The 16870-nt window shown below is 72.3% G+C and carries 16 protein-coding genes and 1 pseudogene; 9 read left to right on the forward strand and 8 right to left on the reverse strand.

The window, feature by feature from the left end:
• Positions 1–33 precede the first annotated feature (33 nt).
• Together SACE_RS03035 and SACE_RS03040 are read left to right on the forward strand one after the other, a co-directional pair.
• On the forward strand, positions 34–732 hold the full coding sequence (locus tag SACE_RS03035) for a DsbA family protein (protein ID WP_009945140.1): 699 nt from the start codon (positions 34–36) through the stop codon (positions 730–732).
• Complete coding sequence (locus tag SACE_RS03040) at positions 729–1589, forward strand: cytochrome c biogenesis CcdA family protein (RefSeq protein WP_011873104.1); 861 nt, start codon at positions 729–731, stop codon at positions 1587–1589. Before SACE_RS03035 ends, SACE_RS03040 begins: the two co-directional genes overlap by 4 nt.
• 139 nt (positions 1590–1728) lie before the next feature.
• On the opposite strand, the gene SACE_RS03045 is transcribed toward SACE_RS03040, so the two are convergent.
• Complete coding sequence (locus tag SACE_RS03045) at positions 1729–2358, reverse strand: superoxide dismutase (RefSeq protein WP_011873105.1); 630 nt, start codon at positions 2356–2358, stop codon at positions 1729–1731.
• A gap of 401 nt (positions 2359–2759) precedes the next feature.
• Between SACE_RS03045 and SACE_RS03050 the strand changes: the two genes are divergently transcribed.
• Genes SACE_RS03050 through SACE_RS03060 form a run of 3 tightly spaced genes read left to right on the forward strand, consistent with a single transcriptional unit; the run spans position 2760 to position 5499 of the window.
• A complete protein-coding gene (locus SACE_RS03050; RefSeq protein ID WP_011873106.1) occupies positions 2760–3704 on the forward strand; it encodes an ABC transporter substrate-binding protein in 945 nt (314 codons plus the stop codon).
• Positions 3701–4714, forward strand: coding sequence for a FecCD family ABC transporter permease (locus tag SACE_RS03055; RefSeq protein WP_009945131.1), 1014 nt, complete (start codon positions 3701–3703; stop codon positions 4712–4714). Before SACE_RS03050 ends, SACE_RS03055 begins: the two co-directional genes overlap by 4 nt.
• Positions 4711–5499: an ABC transporter ATP-binding protein gene (locus tag SACE_RS03060; protein WP_009945130.1), complete on the forward strand. Its 789-nt coding sequence runs from the start codon at positions 4711–4713 to the stop codon at positions 5497–5499. The genes SACE_RS03055 and SACE_RS03060 overlap by 4 nt, the downstream gene beginning before the upstream one ends.
• A gap of 137 nt (positions 5500–5636) precedes the next feature.
• On the opposite strand, the gene SACE_RS03065 is transcribed toward SACE_RS03060, so the two are convergent.
• The 3 genes from SACE_RS03065 to SACE_RS03075 form a co-directional block, all read right to left on the reverse strand.
• Positions 5637–7133: a glutamate-cysteine ligase family protein gene (locus SACE_RS03065; protein ID WP_009945128.1), complete on the reverse strand. Its 1497-nt coding sequence runs from the start codon at positions 7131–7133 to the stop codon at positions 5637–5639.
• Positions 7134–7288: 155 nt separating this feature from the next.
• Entirely contained in the window at positions 7289–8224 is a 936-nt protein-coding gene (locus tag SACE_RS03070) for an aldo/keto reductase (RefSeq protein WP_009945126.1), read from the reverse strand.
• Between the two features lie 64 nt (positions 8225–8288).
• On the reverse strand, positions 8289–9581 hold the full coding sequence (locus tag SACE_RS03075; protein ID WP_011873108.1) for a multidrug effflux MFS transporter: 1293 nt from the start codon (positions 9579–9581) through the stop codon (positions 8289–8291).
• A gap of 143 nt (positions 9582–9724) precedes the next feature.
• On the opposite strand from SACE_RS03075, the gene SACE_RS03080 reads away from it, so the two are divergent.
• From SACE_RS03080 to SACE_RS03090, 3 genes are all read left to right on the forward strand, one after another.
• A complete protein-coding gene (locus tag SACE_RS03080; RefSeq protein WP_009945124.1) occupies positions 9725–10537 on the forward strand; it encodes a TrmH family RNA methyltransferase in 813 nt (270 codons plus the stop codon).
• A 4-nt stretch (positions 10538–10541) separates the two neighbouring features.
• Positions 10542–11228, forward strand: coding sequence for a DUF2537 domain-containing protein (locus SACE_RS03085; RefSeq protein WP_011873110.1), 687 nt, complete (start codon positions 10542–10544; stop codon positions 11226–11228).
• Between the two features lie 314 nt (positions 11229–11542).
• Positions 11543–11770, forward strand: coding sequence for a hypothetical protein (locus SACE_RS03090; RefSeq protein ID WP_009945121.1), 228 nt, complete (start codon positions 11543–11545; stop codon positions 11768–11770).
• A 125-nt stretch (positions 11771–11895) separates the two neighbouring features.
• On the opposite strand, the gene sepH is transcribed toward SACE_RS03090, so the two are convergent.
• The 4 genes and pseudogenes from sepH to SACE_RS03110 all read right to left on the reverse strand — a co-directional run bounded on the left by sepH (position 11896) and on the right by SACE_RS03110 (position 16264).
• Positions 11896–12852: a septation protein SepH gene (gene sepH, locus SACE_RS03095; RefSeq protein WP_011873111.1), complete on the reverse strand. Its 957-nt coding sequence runs from the start codon at positions 12850–12852 to the stop codon at positions 11896–11898.
• Between the two features lie 279 nt (positions 12853–13131).
• Positions 13132–14277: a phosphoserine transaminase gene (gene serC / locus SACE_RS03100; RefSeq protein ID WP_009950047.1), complete on the reverse strand. Its 1146-nt coding sequence runs from the start codon at positions 14275–14277 to the stop codon at positions 13132–13134.
• Between the two features lie 173 nt (positions 14278–14450).
• Positions 14451–15068, reverse strand: a complete 618-nt coding sequence (locus SACE_RS03105; RefSeq protein ID WP_011873112.1) for a tetratricopeptide repeat protein — start codon at positions 15066–15068, stop codon at positions 14451–14453.
• A 60-nt stretch (positions 15069–15128) separates the two neighbouring features.
• A pseudogene (locus SACE_RS03110) lies at positions 15129–16264 on the reverse strand (citrate synthase 2).
• 298 nt (positions 16265–16562) lie between these two features.
• Here SACE_RS03110 and SACE_RS03115 point away from each other — a divergent pair.
• Positions 16563–16865, forward strand: coding sequence for an urease subunit gamma (locus SACE_RS03115; protein ID WP_009950043.1), 303 nt, complete (start codon positions 16563–16565; stop codon positions 16863–16865).
• Positions 16866–16870: the final 5 nt, after the last annotated feature.

The raw sequence follows: 16870 nt of genomic DNA on the forward strand, positions 1-16870 counted from the left end.
ATCCTCCGTAGTAGTTGACGAACGGAGGCTCTGGTGGGCAAGGCGAAGGTCCGTCGGCTCAACGTGCTGGCGGGTGTGCTGGCCGCGGCGGTGGTGTTCCTGCTCGGGTACGTGCTGGCGACGCAGAACCGCGGCGACGCGCCGCCCGCGCCTGAGCCCGCACCGCAGGCGCAGCAGAACCCGTTGGAGTCGCTGGCCCGGCGCGACCCCGGCGACCCGCTGGCCAAGGGACGTCCGGACGCCCCGGTGGTGCTGGTCAACTACACCGACTTCCGCTGCCCGTTCTGCGCCAAGTTCGGCCGCGACATCGAACCGGAGCTCCAGCGCCGCTACGTCGACACCGGCGTCCTGCGCATCGAGTGGCGCGACTTCCCGATCTTCGGCGAGGAGTCGCTGTCGGCGGCCGAGGCCGGGCGCGCGGCGGCCCGGCAGGGCAGGTTCTGGGAGTTCCACGACGCCGTCTTCGCCCAGGCGCCGCCGACCGGCCACCCGCCGATGCCGCGGGAGCGGCTGGTGGAGCTGGCCCGGCAGGCCGGCGTGCCCGACATCCAGCGGTTCGAGGCCGACATGGGCGATCCCGGGGTCTACGCGGGCATCCAGGCCGACGCCATGGAGGGCGCGCAGCTCGGGGTGTCGAGCACGCCCACCTTCGTGATCAACGGGCAGCCGGTGTTCGGCGCCCAGCCGCTGGAGGTCTTCACCGAGGTCATCGAGCAGGCACGGGCGCGATGACCGAGATCGGCCTCGTCGGCGCGTTCCTCGGTGGCCTGCTGTCGCTGCTCAGCCCATGCTCGGCGCTGCTGCTGCCCTCCTTCTTCGCCTACGCCTTCAACGGCATCGGCAGGCTGGTCGCCCGCACCTCGGTCTTCTACGCCGGTCTTTGCGTGACGCTGGTGCCGCTGGGCGCGGCGGCAGGGCTCTTCGGCGCGCTGCTTACCTCCTACCGCGACACCGTCACGCTGGCCGGCGGTCTCGTCCTCGTCGGACTCGGACTGCTCCAGATCTCGGGGCGGGGCTTCGGCATCAGCGCGGCGCAGCAGCTCACCGGCCGGATCAGGGTTTCGTCGAACCTGTCGGTCTTCGCGCTCGGCGCCGTATACGGTTTGGCGGGGTTCTGCGCCGGGCCGCTGCTCGGCAGCGTGCTCACGGTGTCGGCGACCGGTGGAGACCCGCTCTACGGCGCCGTGCTGCTCGCGGTCTTCGCGCTGGGCATGGCTTTTCCGCTGTTCGTGCTCGCCGTGCTGTGGGACCGCTTCGACATCCGCAACCGGAAGTGGCTGCGCGGGCGGGAGATCGGCGTCGGCCGCTTGCGGGTGCACACCGCGAACCTGGTGTCCGGCCTGGTGTTCGTCGCCATCGGCGTGCTGTTCGTGGTGACCGACGGGACCGCCAATCTCGGTGGCCTGGCCGATGTGGACGGTCAGTTCGCGGTGCAGGTGTGGCTTCGCCGCGCCGTCGCCGGGGTCACCGACGCCCAGGTCCTGCTCGTGGTGGCGGTGGTCGCGCTCGTGGCCGTCCTCTGGCGCATCCGCCACGTCGAGCGCAAGGCCGACCAGGACGCCGAGCGGGAACCCGCTGACCGGGAATAGCCCCTGAACAGCACTTCGGGGCCCTCCGGCGGGAAGTGGAGGGCCCCGAAGGCTTCGGCAGCTCAGCTTGTCGGAGCATTCACCGCCGAGTCTCGTCCGCGAGTCCTCGAGTCGTCGGCGGGAGGACGCGCGGGCGGTCTCACGCCGCGGGCAGGCGCAGCCCGTTGTAGCCGGCGCGGGCGTCCTCGAACCGCTTGGCCACCTCGTCCCAGTTGACCACGTTCCACAGCTGCTTGACGTAGTCGGCCTTGACGTTGCGGTACTGCAGGTAGTAGGCGTGCTCCCAGATGTCGAACACCAGCAGCGGCGTGGTGGCGATCGACAGGTTGGAGTGGTGGTCGCGCAGCTGCTGGGTGATCAGCCGCCGACCGACCGGGTCCCAGGCCAGCACGCCCCAGCCGTTGCCCTGGATCGTGGTCGACACCGCCTCCATCTGGGCGCGGAACTTGTCGAACGACCCGAAGTCCTGGTCGATGGCCGCCGCCAGCTCCCCGGTGGGCTTGTCCCCGCCGTCGGGGCTGAGGATCTTCCACCACACCAGGTGCAGCGAGTGGCCGGCCAGGTTGAACGCCAGCGTGGTCTCCAGCCCGACGATCGAGCCGAAGTCGCCCTTGTCCCGGGCCTCGGCGATCTTGTCGAGCGTGTCGTTGGCGCCCTTGACGTAGGTCGCGTGGTGCTTGCTGTGGTGCAGCTCGTTGATCTCCCCCGAGATCGCGGGCTCCAGCGCCGCGTAGTCGTAATCCAACTCGGGCAGCACGTACTGAGCCATTGAGCGTTCTCCCTACTGCGTCTGTGGCTAAGGGCAGTCTCTAGCAACTGCAAGATACTGGCAACAGTCCCGGGTCCGCAGTTCGGGGAGGTGTTGATCTCAGTGGATGGACGGCTCCCTCGCCTGCGGGGCCACGCGGTGACGTGCCGTCGCGGTGATTCGCTCTGGTTGACCACTTCGGGCGATTCCGGCAACATCCACGACGACACCGCGTGAGCGGGGGAAGTCCGGTCGAAGTCCGGCGCTGACCCGCAACGGTAGGCCGCGCGACGCGCGCGGCGAGCCCGATCACCCGCTCGCGGCGGATGCTCCGACGACCGCCGAGGTCTGCGGTGGGGGCTCAGGACGGCGCCGGAGCGCGCGTCCGGGCCTTTCCGCGGGCCCTGACCCCGGAAGGCCCGATGCGACGCCTGCTCGTGGTGCTGGCCACCACCCTCCTGCTGGCCGGCTGCGGCACCGCGGCCTCGACGGGACCCGCCTGGGAGGGGATGCGCGTCGAGAACTGCGGGCGGACGCAGGTCATCGCCGAGCCGCCGCGGCGCGTGGTCAGCCTGAACCAGCACGCGACCGAGATCCTGCTGGCGCTCGGCCTCGGGGACCGCCTCGTCGGCACCGCCTACCCGGACGACCGCACGCCCCCGGCGTCGGTGGCCGCCGACTACGCGCGGGTGCCGCTGCTGGCCGTGGAGTACCCGTCGGCCGAGCGCATCCTCGAAGCCGAGCCCGACCTGGTGGTCGGCGGGTACTCCAGCGCGTTCGACGAGGGCGAGGGCCGCGGCCGGGAGGCGCTGGAGAGCAAGGGCATCGCGACGCTGCTGCTGTCGGAGTCGTGCGCCACCGGACCGACCGGGATGCCCGCGCTGCTGGCCGACATCGACATGTTCGGCAGCGTGCTGGGCCTGCGGGAGCGGGCGTCGGTGCTGGCCGCCGACATCGAGGGCCGCGTCCGCGCGGTCGAACAGCGCCTGGCGGGCGTGCCACCGGTCGACGTCTTCGTCTACGACTCCGGCGAGCAGGCGGCCTTCACCCTCGGCGGCCACGGCGTCGGCAACGACGCCCTCACGCGAGCCGGGGCCCGCAACGTCTTCGCCGACGTCCCGGAGGGCTTCGCGGACGTGAGCTGGGAGCAGGTCGCCTCCCGCGCTCCGCGGGCGATCGTGCTGGTGGACTACCTGGCCAAGCCCGTGCACGACAAGCGCGCCTACCTCGAGGGCCATCCGCTGGCCTCGGGCACTCCGGCGGTGCGGGCCGACCGCTACAGCACGGTCCCGCTGGTCGAGCTGACCGAGGGCATCCGCTTCCCGGACGCCGTCGAGCGGCTGGCGCGGGACCTGCACGGCGCATGAGGGGCGCCGCCGTACACGTCGTCCTGCTGGCCGCGCTGGTCCTCGCCGGGCTGGTCGCGGTGTCGCTGGGCTCGGTGCACCTGCCGCCCGGGCAGGTCTGGCGGATCCTCGCCGCCCCGCTGCTGCCGGTGGAGCAGGACTGGACGCAGGTGCGGGCCTCGATCGTCTGGGACTCGCGGCTGCCCCGGGTGGTCACCGCGGTCGTCGTGGGCGCCGCGCTCGCGCTTGCGGGCGGGATCGCCCAGATCGTCACCTCGAACCCGATGGCCGACCCCTACCTGCTCGGCGTCTCGCAGGGCGCGGGGCTGGCCGTCTCGCTGGTGACCGTGCTCGGCTTCGGGGCGGGGGCGGTCGGCATGGCGACGCTGCCGGTCGCGGCGTTCGCCGGCGGCCTGCTCGCGCTGCTGTTCGTGCTGGCCGTGGCGGGACGCTCGGGGTCGGTGACCACGCTCGTCCTCGGCGGGCTCGCCGTCGGGGAGGTCGCCTACGCGCTGACGTCGTTGGTGCTGCACGCCTTCGCCACCGGCGACCAGGCCAAGCAGGTGCTGTTCTGGATCACCGGCGGCCTCGGCGCGGCGCGCTGGGAGCTGCTGCCCGTGCCCGCGGCGGTGCTGGGCGCCGGCATCGTCGCCGCGGTCGCAGCCGGACGGTGGATGAACCTGCTGCACGCCGGAGACGACGCGGCCGCGGCGATGGGCCTGCACGCTCGCCGGTTCCGGCTGCTGTCGCTGGTTGCGGTGTCGCTGCTGGCGGGCACGGCGGTGGCGGTCGCGGGCGGGATCGTGTTCGTCGGCCTGCTGGTGCCGCACGCCGCGGCGTTCCTGGTCGGCGCGGAGGCGCGGCGGATGCTGTCGGTATCGGCGGTGCTCGGCGCGCTGTTCCTGGTGTTGGCCGACCTCGCCGCGCGGCTGGTGGTCGCGCCGTCGGAGCTGCCGGTCGGGGTGCTCACCGCGATCGTCGGCGGACCGCTGTTCCTGGTGATGTTGCGGCGGCGGAGGAGGACGGCGTGATCGGTGCGCGTGGTGTCCGCGTGGTCCTGGACGGCGGGGCCGTGCTGTCCGATGTGGACGTGTCGGTGCGGGAGGGCGAGGTGTTCGGCCTCGTCGGCCCGAACGGCAGCGGCAAGACGACCTTCCTGCGCACGCTCTACCGCGCCGTGCGCCCGGACGCCGGGGCGGTTGAGGTGGCAGGCCTGCCGGTCGCGAACACCGGGCGCAGGCGGCTGGCGCGGACGCTGGCGGCGACCACGCAGGAGGCCGAGCACCGGGCGGCGCTGACCGTCAGCGAGGTGGTGGCGCAGGGCCGCGTGCCGCACCTGGGACTGCTGGAGCCGATGCGAGCCGAGGACCGGCGCATCGTCGGCGAGGCGCTGGTCGCGACGGCGCTGTCCGATGCCGCCGGCCGCGACGTGGGGACGCTCTCCGGTGGAGAGCGGCAGCGGGTCGCGATCGCCCGCGCGCTGGCGCAGCGACCGCGCGTCCTCGTGCTCGACGAGCCCACCAACCACCTCGACCTGCGGCACCAGTTCGGCGTGCTCGACCTGCTCGCCGCGTTGGCATCGGACGGGCTGGCGGTGCTGCTGACCCTGCACGACCTGCGGCACGCGGTCGAGTACTGCCACCGCATCGCCGTGCTGGACGCGGGTCGCGTCGTGGCCACCGGGGCACCGGCCGAGGTGCTCACCGCCGGCCTGCTCGCCGACGTCTTCGGCGTGCGGGGCCGTGCGCATGTGGTCGACGGCCGTCCGGTGCTGGAGATCCACGGCGCGGTCGCGACCGGACCGACCGCGCCGTAGTCGTCACCCCGTCTGAGGGGTCACCTTGCGTGGGCGGAACCTCACGGTTGCGGGGGCGGGCCAAGCGGCTGTGCCGCTTAGAAGATCAAAGACAGGCACTCAGCTCAGACGTCCTCGGGCTCCGGAGTGCTCGCGTATCACCCGATGGGCCAGGTGTGGACCGGGTCGCCGTTCTCGGCCAGCTCGATGTAGCGGCGCAACATCGCCGCCAGCGCCTCCTGCCGGTCCATGCCGCGCCGCTCCAGCGCCACCACGGTGTCCCGCTGCCAGGTGGCACCGGTCTGCCGCTTCAGGCAGCGCTGCTCGATGATCCCGAGGTAGCGCTCCCGGGCGGCGTCGGAGACACCGCACGCGCGCAGGCCGTCGTGGGCCATCGGCAGCAGCCTGCGCAGCACCAGCTCGTCGGGAGCCACCCAGCCCGCGCTCGGCCAGTACAGGTGTGCGTCCGTGCCGTTGCGGGCGCCGGCGAAGAAGTTCTCCTCGGCCGCCTCGAACGACATCCTCGTCCACAGTGGACGATCTTGTTCGGTGAGCGCGCGCTGCGCCCCGTAGAAGAACGCCGCGTTGGCCAGCACGTCGACCACCGTCGGCCCCGACGGCAGCACCCGGTTCTCCACCCGCAGGTGCGGCACCCCGTCCACGAGGTCGTAGACCGGGCGGTTCCACCGCCAGATCGTGCCGTTGTGCAGCCGCAGCTCGGCCAGCACCGGCGCCCGCCCCGCGTCCAGGGCCGCGACCGGATCCTCGTCCTCCGGTTCCGGCAGCAGCGCGGGGAAGTAGCGCACGTTCTCCTCGAACAGGTCGAAGATCGAGGTGATCCAGCGCTCCCCGAACCACACCCTCGGCCGCACGCCCTGGTTCTTCAGCTCCTGCGAGCGGGTGTCGGTGGCCTGCTGGAAAAGCGGGATCCGCGTCTCGTGCCACAGCGCCTTGCCGAGCAGGAACGGCGAGTTCGAGCCGATGGCGAGCTGGATGCCCGCCAGGCACTGGGCGGCGTTCCAGTGGGCGGCGAAGTCCTCGGGCGCGACCTGCAGGTGCAGCTGCACCGAGGTCGATGCCGACTCCGGCTGGATGGAGTCGGCGTAGGAGCGCAGCTTGTCGCTGCTGCCGTCGGCGAGCGGCACGCCCTCCATGTCCAGCAGCGTCTCCTCGCCGCGCGCGTTGAAGATCTGCTCGTTGAGCAGCTGGTAGCGCGGCAGCTTGGTCAGCCAGTGCGGCTCGACGTGCGCCCTGCGCACGGTGGGCAGCGTCCCGATCATCACCAGTTTGGCGCCCGCATCGTGCGCCTTGCCGTCGGCGCGCGCCAGCGCCGTGCGCAGCTCCTCCTCCAGGTGCAGCGCGCCGTCGCCTGCCAGCACCCGGGGCTCCACGTTGAACTCGACGTTGTTCTGCCCGAGCTCGGTGGTGAACGCCGGATCGCTGATCTTCTCCAGGACGATGGTGTTGGACATCGACGGCTCCATGTGCTCGTCGACGAGGTGCAGCTCCATCTCCAGCCCCATCTGCTGGTGCGGGAAGGAGAAGTTGCCCTCGGCGAGCATCCGGGCGAGCGCGTCGAGCCCCCGCTGCATCTTTTCCCGATAGCGTTGCCGATCCACCGGCCTGAACACCCGGTTGTCCACGTGCCTTCCCATGCCGTCTCCCCGCTCGGTCGGCCAAGCACGTCAGCGCCGCGTGCGCGCACGTCAGCACTCCATCAATGGGAGACCCACCGTGACACATCGATACCCACTGGTACAGAGGCCAAAACGGTGGAGGACGCCCTCACCCGGGCGGGGCGCGGCAGGGGTCAGGCCGACGCCTCGTCGAGGCGTTCCACCTCGGCGTCGGTGAGCGCGCTCTCGGCTGCCGGGAGCAGAGCCGAGAGCTGTTCGGTGTTGCGGGCACTGGCGATCGGTGCAGTCACGTTCCGCTTTCCGAGCAGCCACGCCAACGCCACCGAGGCAACGGGGAGGTCACGCAGAGTCGCGATTTCGTCCAGTGCGGCGAGCACCTTCACCCCTCGCTCGTCGAGGTAGGCGCGAGCGCGCTCGGCGCGGGGGCTCTCGGAGCTGGCGTCGCCCGGGCGGTACTTGCCGGTGAGGAAGCCCTTGGCGAGCGCGAAGTACGGCAGCACCGCGAGGTTCTCGCGCTCGGCGAGCCCGGCCGGCTCGCCCTCGAACTCCGCGCGCTCGACGAGGTTGTAGTGCGGCTGCAACGCCGTGAAACGTGCGAATCCTTCACGCTTGGACACCTCGAGCGCCTCGGCGAGGCGCGGCGCGGTGTAGTTCGAGGCGGCGATGTGGCGGACCTTGCCCGAGCGCACCAGCTCGTCGAAGGCGGCCAGCGTCTCCTCCAGCGGCGTCCGCTCGTCGTCGCGGTGCGCGTAGTAGAGGTCGATGTGGTCGGTGCCCAGCCTGCGCAGCGAATCCTCCGCCGCCGCACGGATGTTCTCGGCCCCCAGGCCCGGCCGCCGGTCCCACATCCCGACCTTGGTGGCGATCACGATCCGGTCGCGGTTGCCGCGGGCGCGAAGCCATTCGCCCAGCACCGCCTCGGACTCGCCGCCCGCGTTGCCCTCGGCGAAGGCGGAGTAGACGTCGGCGGTGTCGACGAAGTTGCCGCCCGCCGCCACGTAGGCGTCGAGGACTTCGAAGGACCGGTCGCGGTCGGCGGTCCAGCCGAACACGTTGCCGCCGAGGCAGATGGGGAAGACGTCGAGGTCGCTGTCGCCGAGTCGAGCCATGGCCGAAAGAACTTCCTCTCCACGTGGCAGGGGCTGGGGCCCGCGGGCCCCAGCCCGGGTCGTGTCAGCGTTCGGTGGCCGCGACCTCGGCCCGCGCCGAGCCGCTGGTCCGCGTGGCCACGATCCGCTGGGACGGCCCGCCACGCCGCCCGAGGGTGAGGAACACCGCCGCCGACGCGAGGATCACACCGAACATCACCGACACCATCGGCAACGCCGATCCCACGCCGCCCATTCCCACCAGCGGAGCCGCCAGTGCGCCCACGACGAACTGGCTGACGCCCAGCAGCGCCGACGCGCTGCCGGAGACCTCGCGGTGCTCTGCCAGCGCCAGCGTCGTGGTGTTGGGCATCACGAAGCCCAGCGAGGAGATCATCACGAACAGCGCGCCCAGCAGCACCGGCAGCGGCAGCCCGAGCAGCGCCGTGGTCACCAGCACCGCACCGGCCACCGACGCCGTGAGCAGCGCGGTGGTCAGCAACTGTGCCTCGGTGGCCACCCGGCCGACCAGCCTGGCGTTGACCTGGCCCGCGGCCACCAGCCCGATCGCGTTCGCGCCGAAGACCATCGCGTAGGTCTGAGGCGACATGCCGTAGATGTTCTGCATCACGAACGACGAACCGGAGACGTAGGCGAACATCGCGGCCATCGCCAGTCCCGCCGCGAGCGCGCATCCGAGGAACGACGGCTTGGCCAGCAGGGTGCCGAAGGTCCGGAACGTCGAGCCGATCCGCGCCGGCTGGCGCCACTGCTTCGGCTTGGTCTCGGGCAGCGCGAACGCCGCGACCGCCATCAGCACCACGCCGAAGGCGGTCAGCACGACGAAGACCCCGCGCCAGGTGGTGTGGGCGAGCACCTGCCCGCCGATCACCGGCGCCAGGATCGGCGCCAGCCCGACTACGAGCATCAGCGAGGAGAAGAACCTCGCCGCCTCGGCACCCGAGTACAGGTCGCGCACCGACGCGCGGGCGATCACCATGCCCGCCGCCGCGCCGAACCCTTGCACCGCGCGCAGAACCGCCAGGGTGTGCACGGACTCGGTCAGTGCACAGAGGACGGTCGCGGCGATGTAGACGGCCAGCCCGGCCAGCAGCGGCTTGCGCCTGCCGACGGCGTCGCTGACGGGCCCGGCGAAGAGCTGGCCGAAGGCCAGGCCGAGCAGGACGGCGGTGAGGGTGAGCTGCGCCTGCGCCTCGGTGGCGCCCAGCTCGCGGGTGAGTTCGGGCAGGGCGGGCAGGTACATGTCGATCGACAGCGGCCCGAACGCCGTCAGCCCGCCCAGGATCAGGGCAAAACGGGCTTTTCTGGATAAACTGGAGTTTCCGGCCTCGACTGCTTCCTCCTCGGCCCGGGGCATGGGTGCTCCTCGCTCCCTGGAAATCGTTGCTTTCGGCAAGCAACAACGCCGGGACCGCCCGAGTTATGCCGCCGAAGCCCGAATTGATCCCTGTGAGCTGGATCATCATCGGCCCCGGACGGCGGATTCCGGGCAATGCGAAAATGCGGTACGTGGCGCAGATCGTCGAGGTGACCGATGTCGAGGACCCCAGGGTCGACGACTTCCGCGACCTGTCGACCGCGGACCGGCGCCCGGACCGCCCCGGCGGCCGCGGCCTGGTGATCGCGGAGGGCGTGGTCGTCGTCGAGCGGTTGGTCGCCTCGCCGTACCCGGTGCGCGCACTGCTCGGCGTCCGGCGCCGCATCGAGGCCCTCGCCGACCTGCTCGCGCCGCTGGACGTGCCCGCCTACGTCGCCGAGCCCGACGTGATGGCCTCCGTCGTCGGCTTCCACCTGAACCGGGGCGTGCTGGCGGTCGCCGACCGCGCCCCCGAACTGACCGCCGAGCACCTGGTCGCGACCTCCCGCAGGCTCGCGGTGCTCGAAGGCGTCGGCGACCACGAGAACCTCGGCGCGCTGTTCCGCAACGCCGCGGCGCTCGGCGTCGACGGCGTGCTGCTCGGCGAAGGCTGCTCCGACCCGCTGTACCGGCGCAGCGTCCGGGTCTCGATGGGGCACGTGCTGCGGGTGCCCTTCACCCGGCTCAAGTCCTGGCCCGACGACCTCGACCTGCTGCGCGACGGCGGTTTCCGGGTGGCGGCGCTCACGCCGCGCGCGGACGCGGTGTCGCTGCGCGAGGCGGCGCTGGACAGCGGACCGGTCGCGGTCGTGCTGGGTTCGGAAGGACCGGGCCTGACCGAGCAGGCCATCGCCGCGGCCGATGTCGCGGTCCGCATCCCGATGGCGGGCGGGGTCGACTCGCTCAACGTGGCCACCGCGGGCGCGATCGCCTTCCACGCGATGAGCGGGATCTGAGCCGATGAAGTCGACGACGTGGGAACTTCGCGCCCGCTCCGGACGGGCGGTGCTGGTCAACGGCGCCGAGCGGGAGGTCGACCCGGCGCGCCTGCCGCTGCCGGAGGCGCTGGTCGACGCGCTGCACGAGTGGGCGCACGTGGTGGACGCCATCAGCGAGGCACCCGCCGGTGAGTCGGCGGAGGACGCCGAGGCGCAGCTCGCAGCGGTGTCCGGCGAGGTGGCCACCCAGGTCTCCCAGCGCGGACGTCAGCTCGCGCTGCGGCTGGCGGTGGAGACCGGCGGCGAGATCGGCTACGCGGACCCGGTGACCGGCGAGGTCGACCGCGTCGGTCGCAGGCGCACCTCCGGGCAGGCGGCAGGCCGCTACACGGGCTGGTACGCCCGGGGCGGGCGTCCCGGCCCGGTGCCGCCGACACCGTGGGCGACCGGGCTCACGATCACCGCGATCATCGCCGCGATCGTGGTGGTCACGCTGGTCGTGGTGACCCAGGGCCTCGCCGAGGTCAGCCCCGCGCTCGCGATCGGCGTCAACGTCGTCGTGGCGGCGGGCTTCGCGCCGTCGATCTGGCTCGGCAGGCGCATCCCGGTGTGGCGGTGGGTCGCCTTCGGCACCGCGGCAGGCGTCGTGCTGGCCTGGATCGCGCTGCTGCTGAGCGCGCTCGGGCCAAGTACCCCCGGCGTGCACTAGGAGCTGTCTTCGGGCTGACCTTGGGCGTGTGGGTGGTGGACCCTCAGGCGCCCTTTGGCTCCGGGATCTTTTTCTCGCGTATCAGCTAACGCCGCGAAAAAGCTGTCCTCGCCGGAGAACGCCTGAGAACCCTCGGCGGTGCCGGTTGCGGGGGTGGACAAGCGGCTGCGCCGCTTCGAAGCAGAACGGACGTCAGCCCGCGCGCCCAGCGGGCCGGCGAGGGCGCGGTCGTTTGATGCTCGACAGCGCGGCCAGGTAGAACACCCGGCGCAGTCCGCGGTGGTAGCGCTTCGGGCGGTGCAAGGCGGGCATGCTTGCCGACATCGATCCCGACCCGGACGATTTCGCGACTGCCCGCCGACGCCCCCGAGATCCGTGTCCGCGCCGCGACGCTGAACGCGGCGCTGCGCGTGACGGCCGACGACTTCGCCTGGGCCACCGCCGAAGGCGTCAGCGCGGATGCCGTCGACCGGCACCGCAAGCGCATGGCCGAGGCCCTGCGCACGACCGCCTCGTCGGCGGTGCACCTGGCAGAGCTGTGACGGCGTCGCGCGCCGAAGCCACGATCCAGCACGGTGTCGTGCGACACCCGAATCGCGCCGAAAAACCGGAGGGGCCGGTGATCCGCGGATCACCGGCCCCTCCGGTTCTGCCGTGCCTGGCCCGCTCAGCGGTGCGACCGGACTCCCAGCAGGACGTCCTCCCACGACGGCACGATCGGGTGGTTCTTGCGGCCGCGCCGCTGCGGCTCCGCCTTGCGCTGCCCGGCCTCGTCCTCCGCGGTCGCCGCCTCCGCCGGGGCTTCGCCCGGCTCGGCGTCGTCGGCGGGCGCCTCCGGCTCGTCGTCGGGCTCCGCGGCTGCCGGCGCCTCCGGCGCCTTCGCCGCGGGCGCGGCGCCGTCGAGGTCGAGCGGCGGCACCGAAGCGGAAGGCTCCGCGCGGTGCGGCGGCGCGGGCTCGGCACGTTCGGCACCGGACTGCTGGTCGAGCTCCAGGGCCTCCCTTGCCAGCTCGGTCACCGGCCGGACGGTGCGCAGCGGGCGGTTCGGCGACGGGTCGAGCAGATCCGCCGCGTGGTCGTCGAGCGCGGCGACAGTGCCGCCGTGCGCACCCGGGTGGAAGACCCAGTGCGCGGCGTTCTCGGAACGGCCCGCGTTCCACTGGAGCTCGACGACCCACTTGCCGTCCTCGCCGCGCCAGGCGTCCCAGGAGGTCTCGTTGTAGTCGTGGCCGCGCATGCCGAAGGTGTGCGCGACGACCTCACCGAGCGTCTGCACGTCCGGTCCGTCCTCGCGGACCGGGTGAGCGCGCTGGGCCATCTCGGCGACCTGGGCGCGTTCGAGCAGCACCGGATAGGCGTAGCGCTCGACGCGCTGCTCGGGGATGCCCGCGGCCTCGGCGACCTGCTCGACGGACGCGCCGCCGCGGATCCGCGCCTGGATCTCGCGCGGCCGCATCTGCGCCTCCATCTCGATCTGTACCTGGCCGAGCCTGGTCAGATCCCCGCGGGCCGCCGCACGCAGGCGTTCGTCGGCGGGCACGGAAAAGCGGTCCCCGTTCTCGGGGTCCTCGCAGATGACGGTCTCACCGTCCTCGTCCAGCCCGACCACCCGCAGCGCTCGCATAACGCCAGCCTCCCGCCGACTACATGTCACCAAGCTGTGACAGTAACCCGGCGCGCCCCCTTGACGCAGGAGGCACGCCGGGTTCGTCGTCTCGATGACCACCCTCTCAGCATCCGATCTTGCCCGATCGGTGGTCACCGTGCGAACAGGTAGAACCACTTATCTTCACCCGGTGATCACCCTTAGTGGCCGGATGCCGCTCATCGAGTGAAGATCAGTTGTGCGAGTCAGCGAACCGCGGTCCGGACCCGCTCGGGCCGGCGATGGCGCCGGGCCGGCTCAGTGCAGCTGGGAAACCACCCAGTCGATGGACTTGCACAGCGCCGAGACGTCGTCCGGGTCGATCGCCGGGAACATGCCGACGCGCAGCTGGTTGCGGCCCAGCTTGCGGTAGGGCTCGGTGTCGACGATGCCGTTGGCGCGCAGCGCCTTGGCCACCGCCGCGGCGTCGACCGAGTCGTCGAAGTCGATCGTGCCGACGACCTGCGAGCGCTTGGCCGGTTCGGTGACGAACGGCTTCGCGTAGTCCGAGGCCTCGGCCCACTGGTAGAGCCGCTGCGAGGACTCGCCGGTGCGCGAGACGCACCAGTCCAGCCCGCCCTGGCCGTTCATCCACTCGATCTGGTCGGCCAGCAGGAACAGCGTGGCGACCGCCGGGGTGTTGTAGGTCTGGTCCTTGCGCGAGTTGTCCAGCGCCGTGGGCAGCGACAGGAACTCCGGCACCCAGCGGTCGGTGGAGCCGATCTCGCCGATCCGCTCGATCGCGGCCGGGCTCATCGCGGCCAGCCACAGCCCGCCGTCGGCGGCGAAGCACTTCTGCGGGGCGAAGTAGTAGACGTCGACGTCGCGGGCGTCGAAGGCCAGGCCGCCCGCGCCGGAGGTGGCGTCCACGGCGATCAGCGCGTTCTCCGAGCCCTCGGGCCGGGACGGCGCCAGCATCACGCCGGTGGAGGTCTCGTTGTGGGCCCAGCCGATCAGGTCGACGCTCGGGTCCGACACCGGGTCCGGCGCGTCACCGGGCTCGGCGGAGACGACCACCGGGTCGGCCAGGAACGGGGCGCCCTTGGTGGCCTTGGCGAACTTCGAGGAGAACTCGCCGTAGGTCAGGTGCAGGGCGCGCTCGCGGACCAGGCCGAACGACGCGGCGTCCCAGAACGCGGTGGTGCCGCCGACGCCGAGGACGACCTCGTAGCCCTCGGGTAGCGAGAACAGCTCCCGCAGACCCTCCCGGACCCGGCCGACGAGCGACTTCACCGGCTTCTGGCGGTGCGAGGTGCCCATCACCGCGGCACCCTCGTCGGCGAGCCTGGACAGCTGCTCGGGCCGGACCTTGGACGGTCCGCAGCCGAAGCGGCCGTCGGCGGGCTTGAGCTCGCTGGGCAGTTGCAGGGTCGTCGGGTCGGTCTTGGGTTCGGCCTGCGTCATGCCGGCGCCTCCGGGCGTTGTGAGTTTGTCCATTCATGCGTGGCCGGATGACCGGCGCCGTTGCCGGCTCCTCGCGCTTGGCCGCGGCCGGCGGGTGCCCGGCCGGCACCGCCGCCGCAGTCGCCGCACCGCAACTTACTGCCCTGTCCTCGCTTTGGCCAACGCCGCCCAGCTCACGCGGTGTCCGTGGTGTCGGCGGCAGGCGCGCCGGCCTGCCGCCGGAGGGTGCGGATGCGCTCGCTCAGCTCACGCCCGCGGTGCAGCGCCTGGTCGAAGACCTCGTCGAGGGCGTCGGCGGGCTCGCCGAGGCGCTGCCGCAGGGACCGGCGGAAGCGGAGCAGCTCGTAGCCGGGATCGCCGCCGGCGAAGTCGCGGGGGAATCCTTCGGGCACGAGCCGCTGGAGCCCGACGTTGGCCCAGCGCAGCGCGACGCGCGGGCGTCCGTCGCGGGCGTAGGCGCAGGCGGCCGACAGGTAGGTCTGCTCGCGGGTGGAGCGGGACTGCAGCAGCCGCGCGAAGAGCTCGTCGGCACTCTCGCGCAGACCGCGGAGCATCAGGTACGCGGCGTAGGCGGCCTTCGCGTCGAAGAAACCGGTGCCGTCGTCGGCGTCCACGGCGGCCAGCAGCGCGCGCCGGGCGCGATCGTGGTCGCCCGCGCGTCGCCAGTACGTCGCGGCTTCGACGAGTTCGTCGCTGCGCTGGCCGCCGGTCTCCGCGTCGTCCTCCAGCGCTTCGGCGAAGGAGATGTCGATCAGCCGCCGCCTGCCATCCGGCAGTGGTGTGACCGCCACCACTCCAGGCTACCGCCGCCGGAGGCGGGCAGGTCGGCGCGCCCGCCTCCGGCCGTGCGGTCAGCCCGCGGCGGCGACCATCGGGTTGATCGAGCCCCAGCCCTCGACGTCCTGGGGCGCGCGCGGAGCCGGGCCGACGTACTGCGCCGACGGGCGGACCAGCCGCCCGGTGCGCTTCTGCTCCAGCACGTGCGCGCACCAGCCCGCGGTGCGGGCGCAGGTGAACATCGCGGGCATCATCGTGGTCGGCACCTCGGCGAAGTCCAGGACCACCGCCGCCCAGAACTCCACGTTGGTCTCGATCTGGCGGTCCGGACGGCGTTCCCGCAGCACCGACAGCGCCGCCCGCTCCAGCTCCGCGGCCACCTCGAAGCGCGGCGCCGAAAGCTGTTCGCAGGTGTTTCGCAGCACGCGCGCCCGCGGGTCCTCCGCCCGGTAGACCCTGTGGCCGAAGCCCATCAGCCGCTCGCCGCGGTCGAGGATGGACTCCACGACCCGGCGGGCGTCGCCGGTCCGCTCGGCCTCGGCGATCATCGGCAGCACCCGGGGCGGGCCGGGGCACCGCCGTGCAGCGGCCCCGACATCGCGCCGACCGCACCGGAAAGCGCCGCCGCGACGTCGGCCCCGGTGGAGGCGATCACGCGGGCGGTGAACGTCGAGGCGTTCAGGCCGTGCTCGGCGGCAGAGACCCAGTAGGCGTCCAGTGCCCGCACGTGGCGGGGGTCGGGCTCGCCGCGCCAGAGGGTGAGGAACTGCTCGGTCGTGGTCGCCGCCTCCGCGACGCGCTGCTGCGGTACCGGCGGGAGGTCGCCGCGCGCCGACTGCGCCACGTACGAGAGCCCGAGCACCGACGCGCGGGCGAGCTGCTCGCGGGCCTGCTCGTCGGTGATGTCCAGCAGCGGCGCGAAACCCTGCGACGGCGCCAGCATCGCCAGCCCGGCCTGCGCGTCGACCCGCACGTCACCGGTGCGCACCGGGAGCGCGAGGTCGGGGGCGGTCGGCAGGCCGTCGCCGAAGCGGCCGTCCACCAGCAGCGACCACACGTCCCCGAAGGAGACCGTGCCGACCAGGTCCTCGATGTCCACGCCGCGGTAGCGCAGCGCGCCGCCGTCGCGGTCGGGTTCGGCGATCTCGGTCCGGAAGGCGACCACGCCCTCCAGGCCGGGGCGGAAACCGGACTCGCCTGCGTTGCTCATGATGCCTCGTCTCTCACGCTCGGTGGTGCCGCGCGCGGGCGCGCGCGGTTTCGACGTGGCGGGGGTTCGGAACGCGGAAGCGGCCGTGGTCGTCGTGCAACAGTGCACCGCGGGGTGGCGCTCACGCAATCGGATCGAGTGCCCTCACCGAACTGATGACGAAGATCACAGCGCGCTCGCCAAAGCAACGCCTGCGAGCGCAAACGCCTGAAAAAAGGTTGTAAACAAACAATCATGTCGAGGTAAAACGCCTGGTCACATCGATTTGGCGCTGGTAGCGGTGTGCTAAAGAAGCAGCATGCACCTTGCTCCCCACGAGCGCGACAAGCTTCTCGTGCACCTCGCGGCCCGACTCGCCCGCGAGCGCATGGACCGCGGTCTGAAGCTGAACCACCCGGAAGCCGTGGCGCTCATCACCGACCACGTCGTGGAGGGTGCGCGGGACGGGCGCGGCGTCTCCGAGCTGATGAAGTCCGGCCGCGAGGTCCTGACCGCCGAACAGGTGCTCGACGGGGTGGCCGACATGGTGCGCGAGGTCCAGGTCGAGGCGACCTTCCCCGACGGCACCAAGCTCGTCACCGTCCACGACCCGATCAACTGACCGCG

This window comes from Saccharopolyspora erythraea NRRL 2338 (genome assembly GCF_000062885.1).
Lineage (GTDB): Bacteria > Actinomycetota > Actinomycetes > Mycobacteriales > Pseudonocardiaceae > Saccharopolyspora_D > Saccharopolyspora_D erythraea.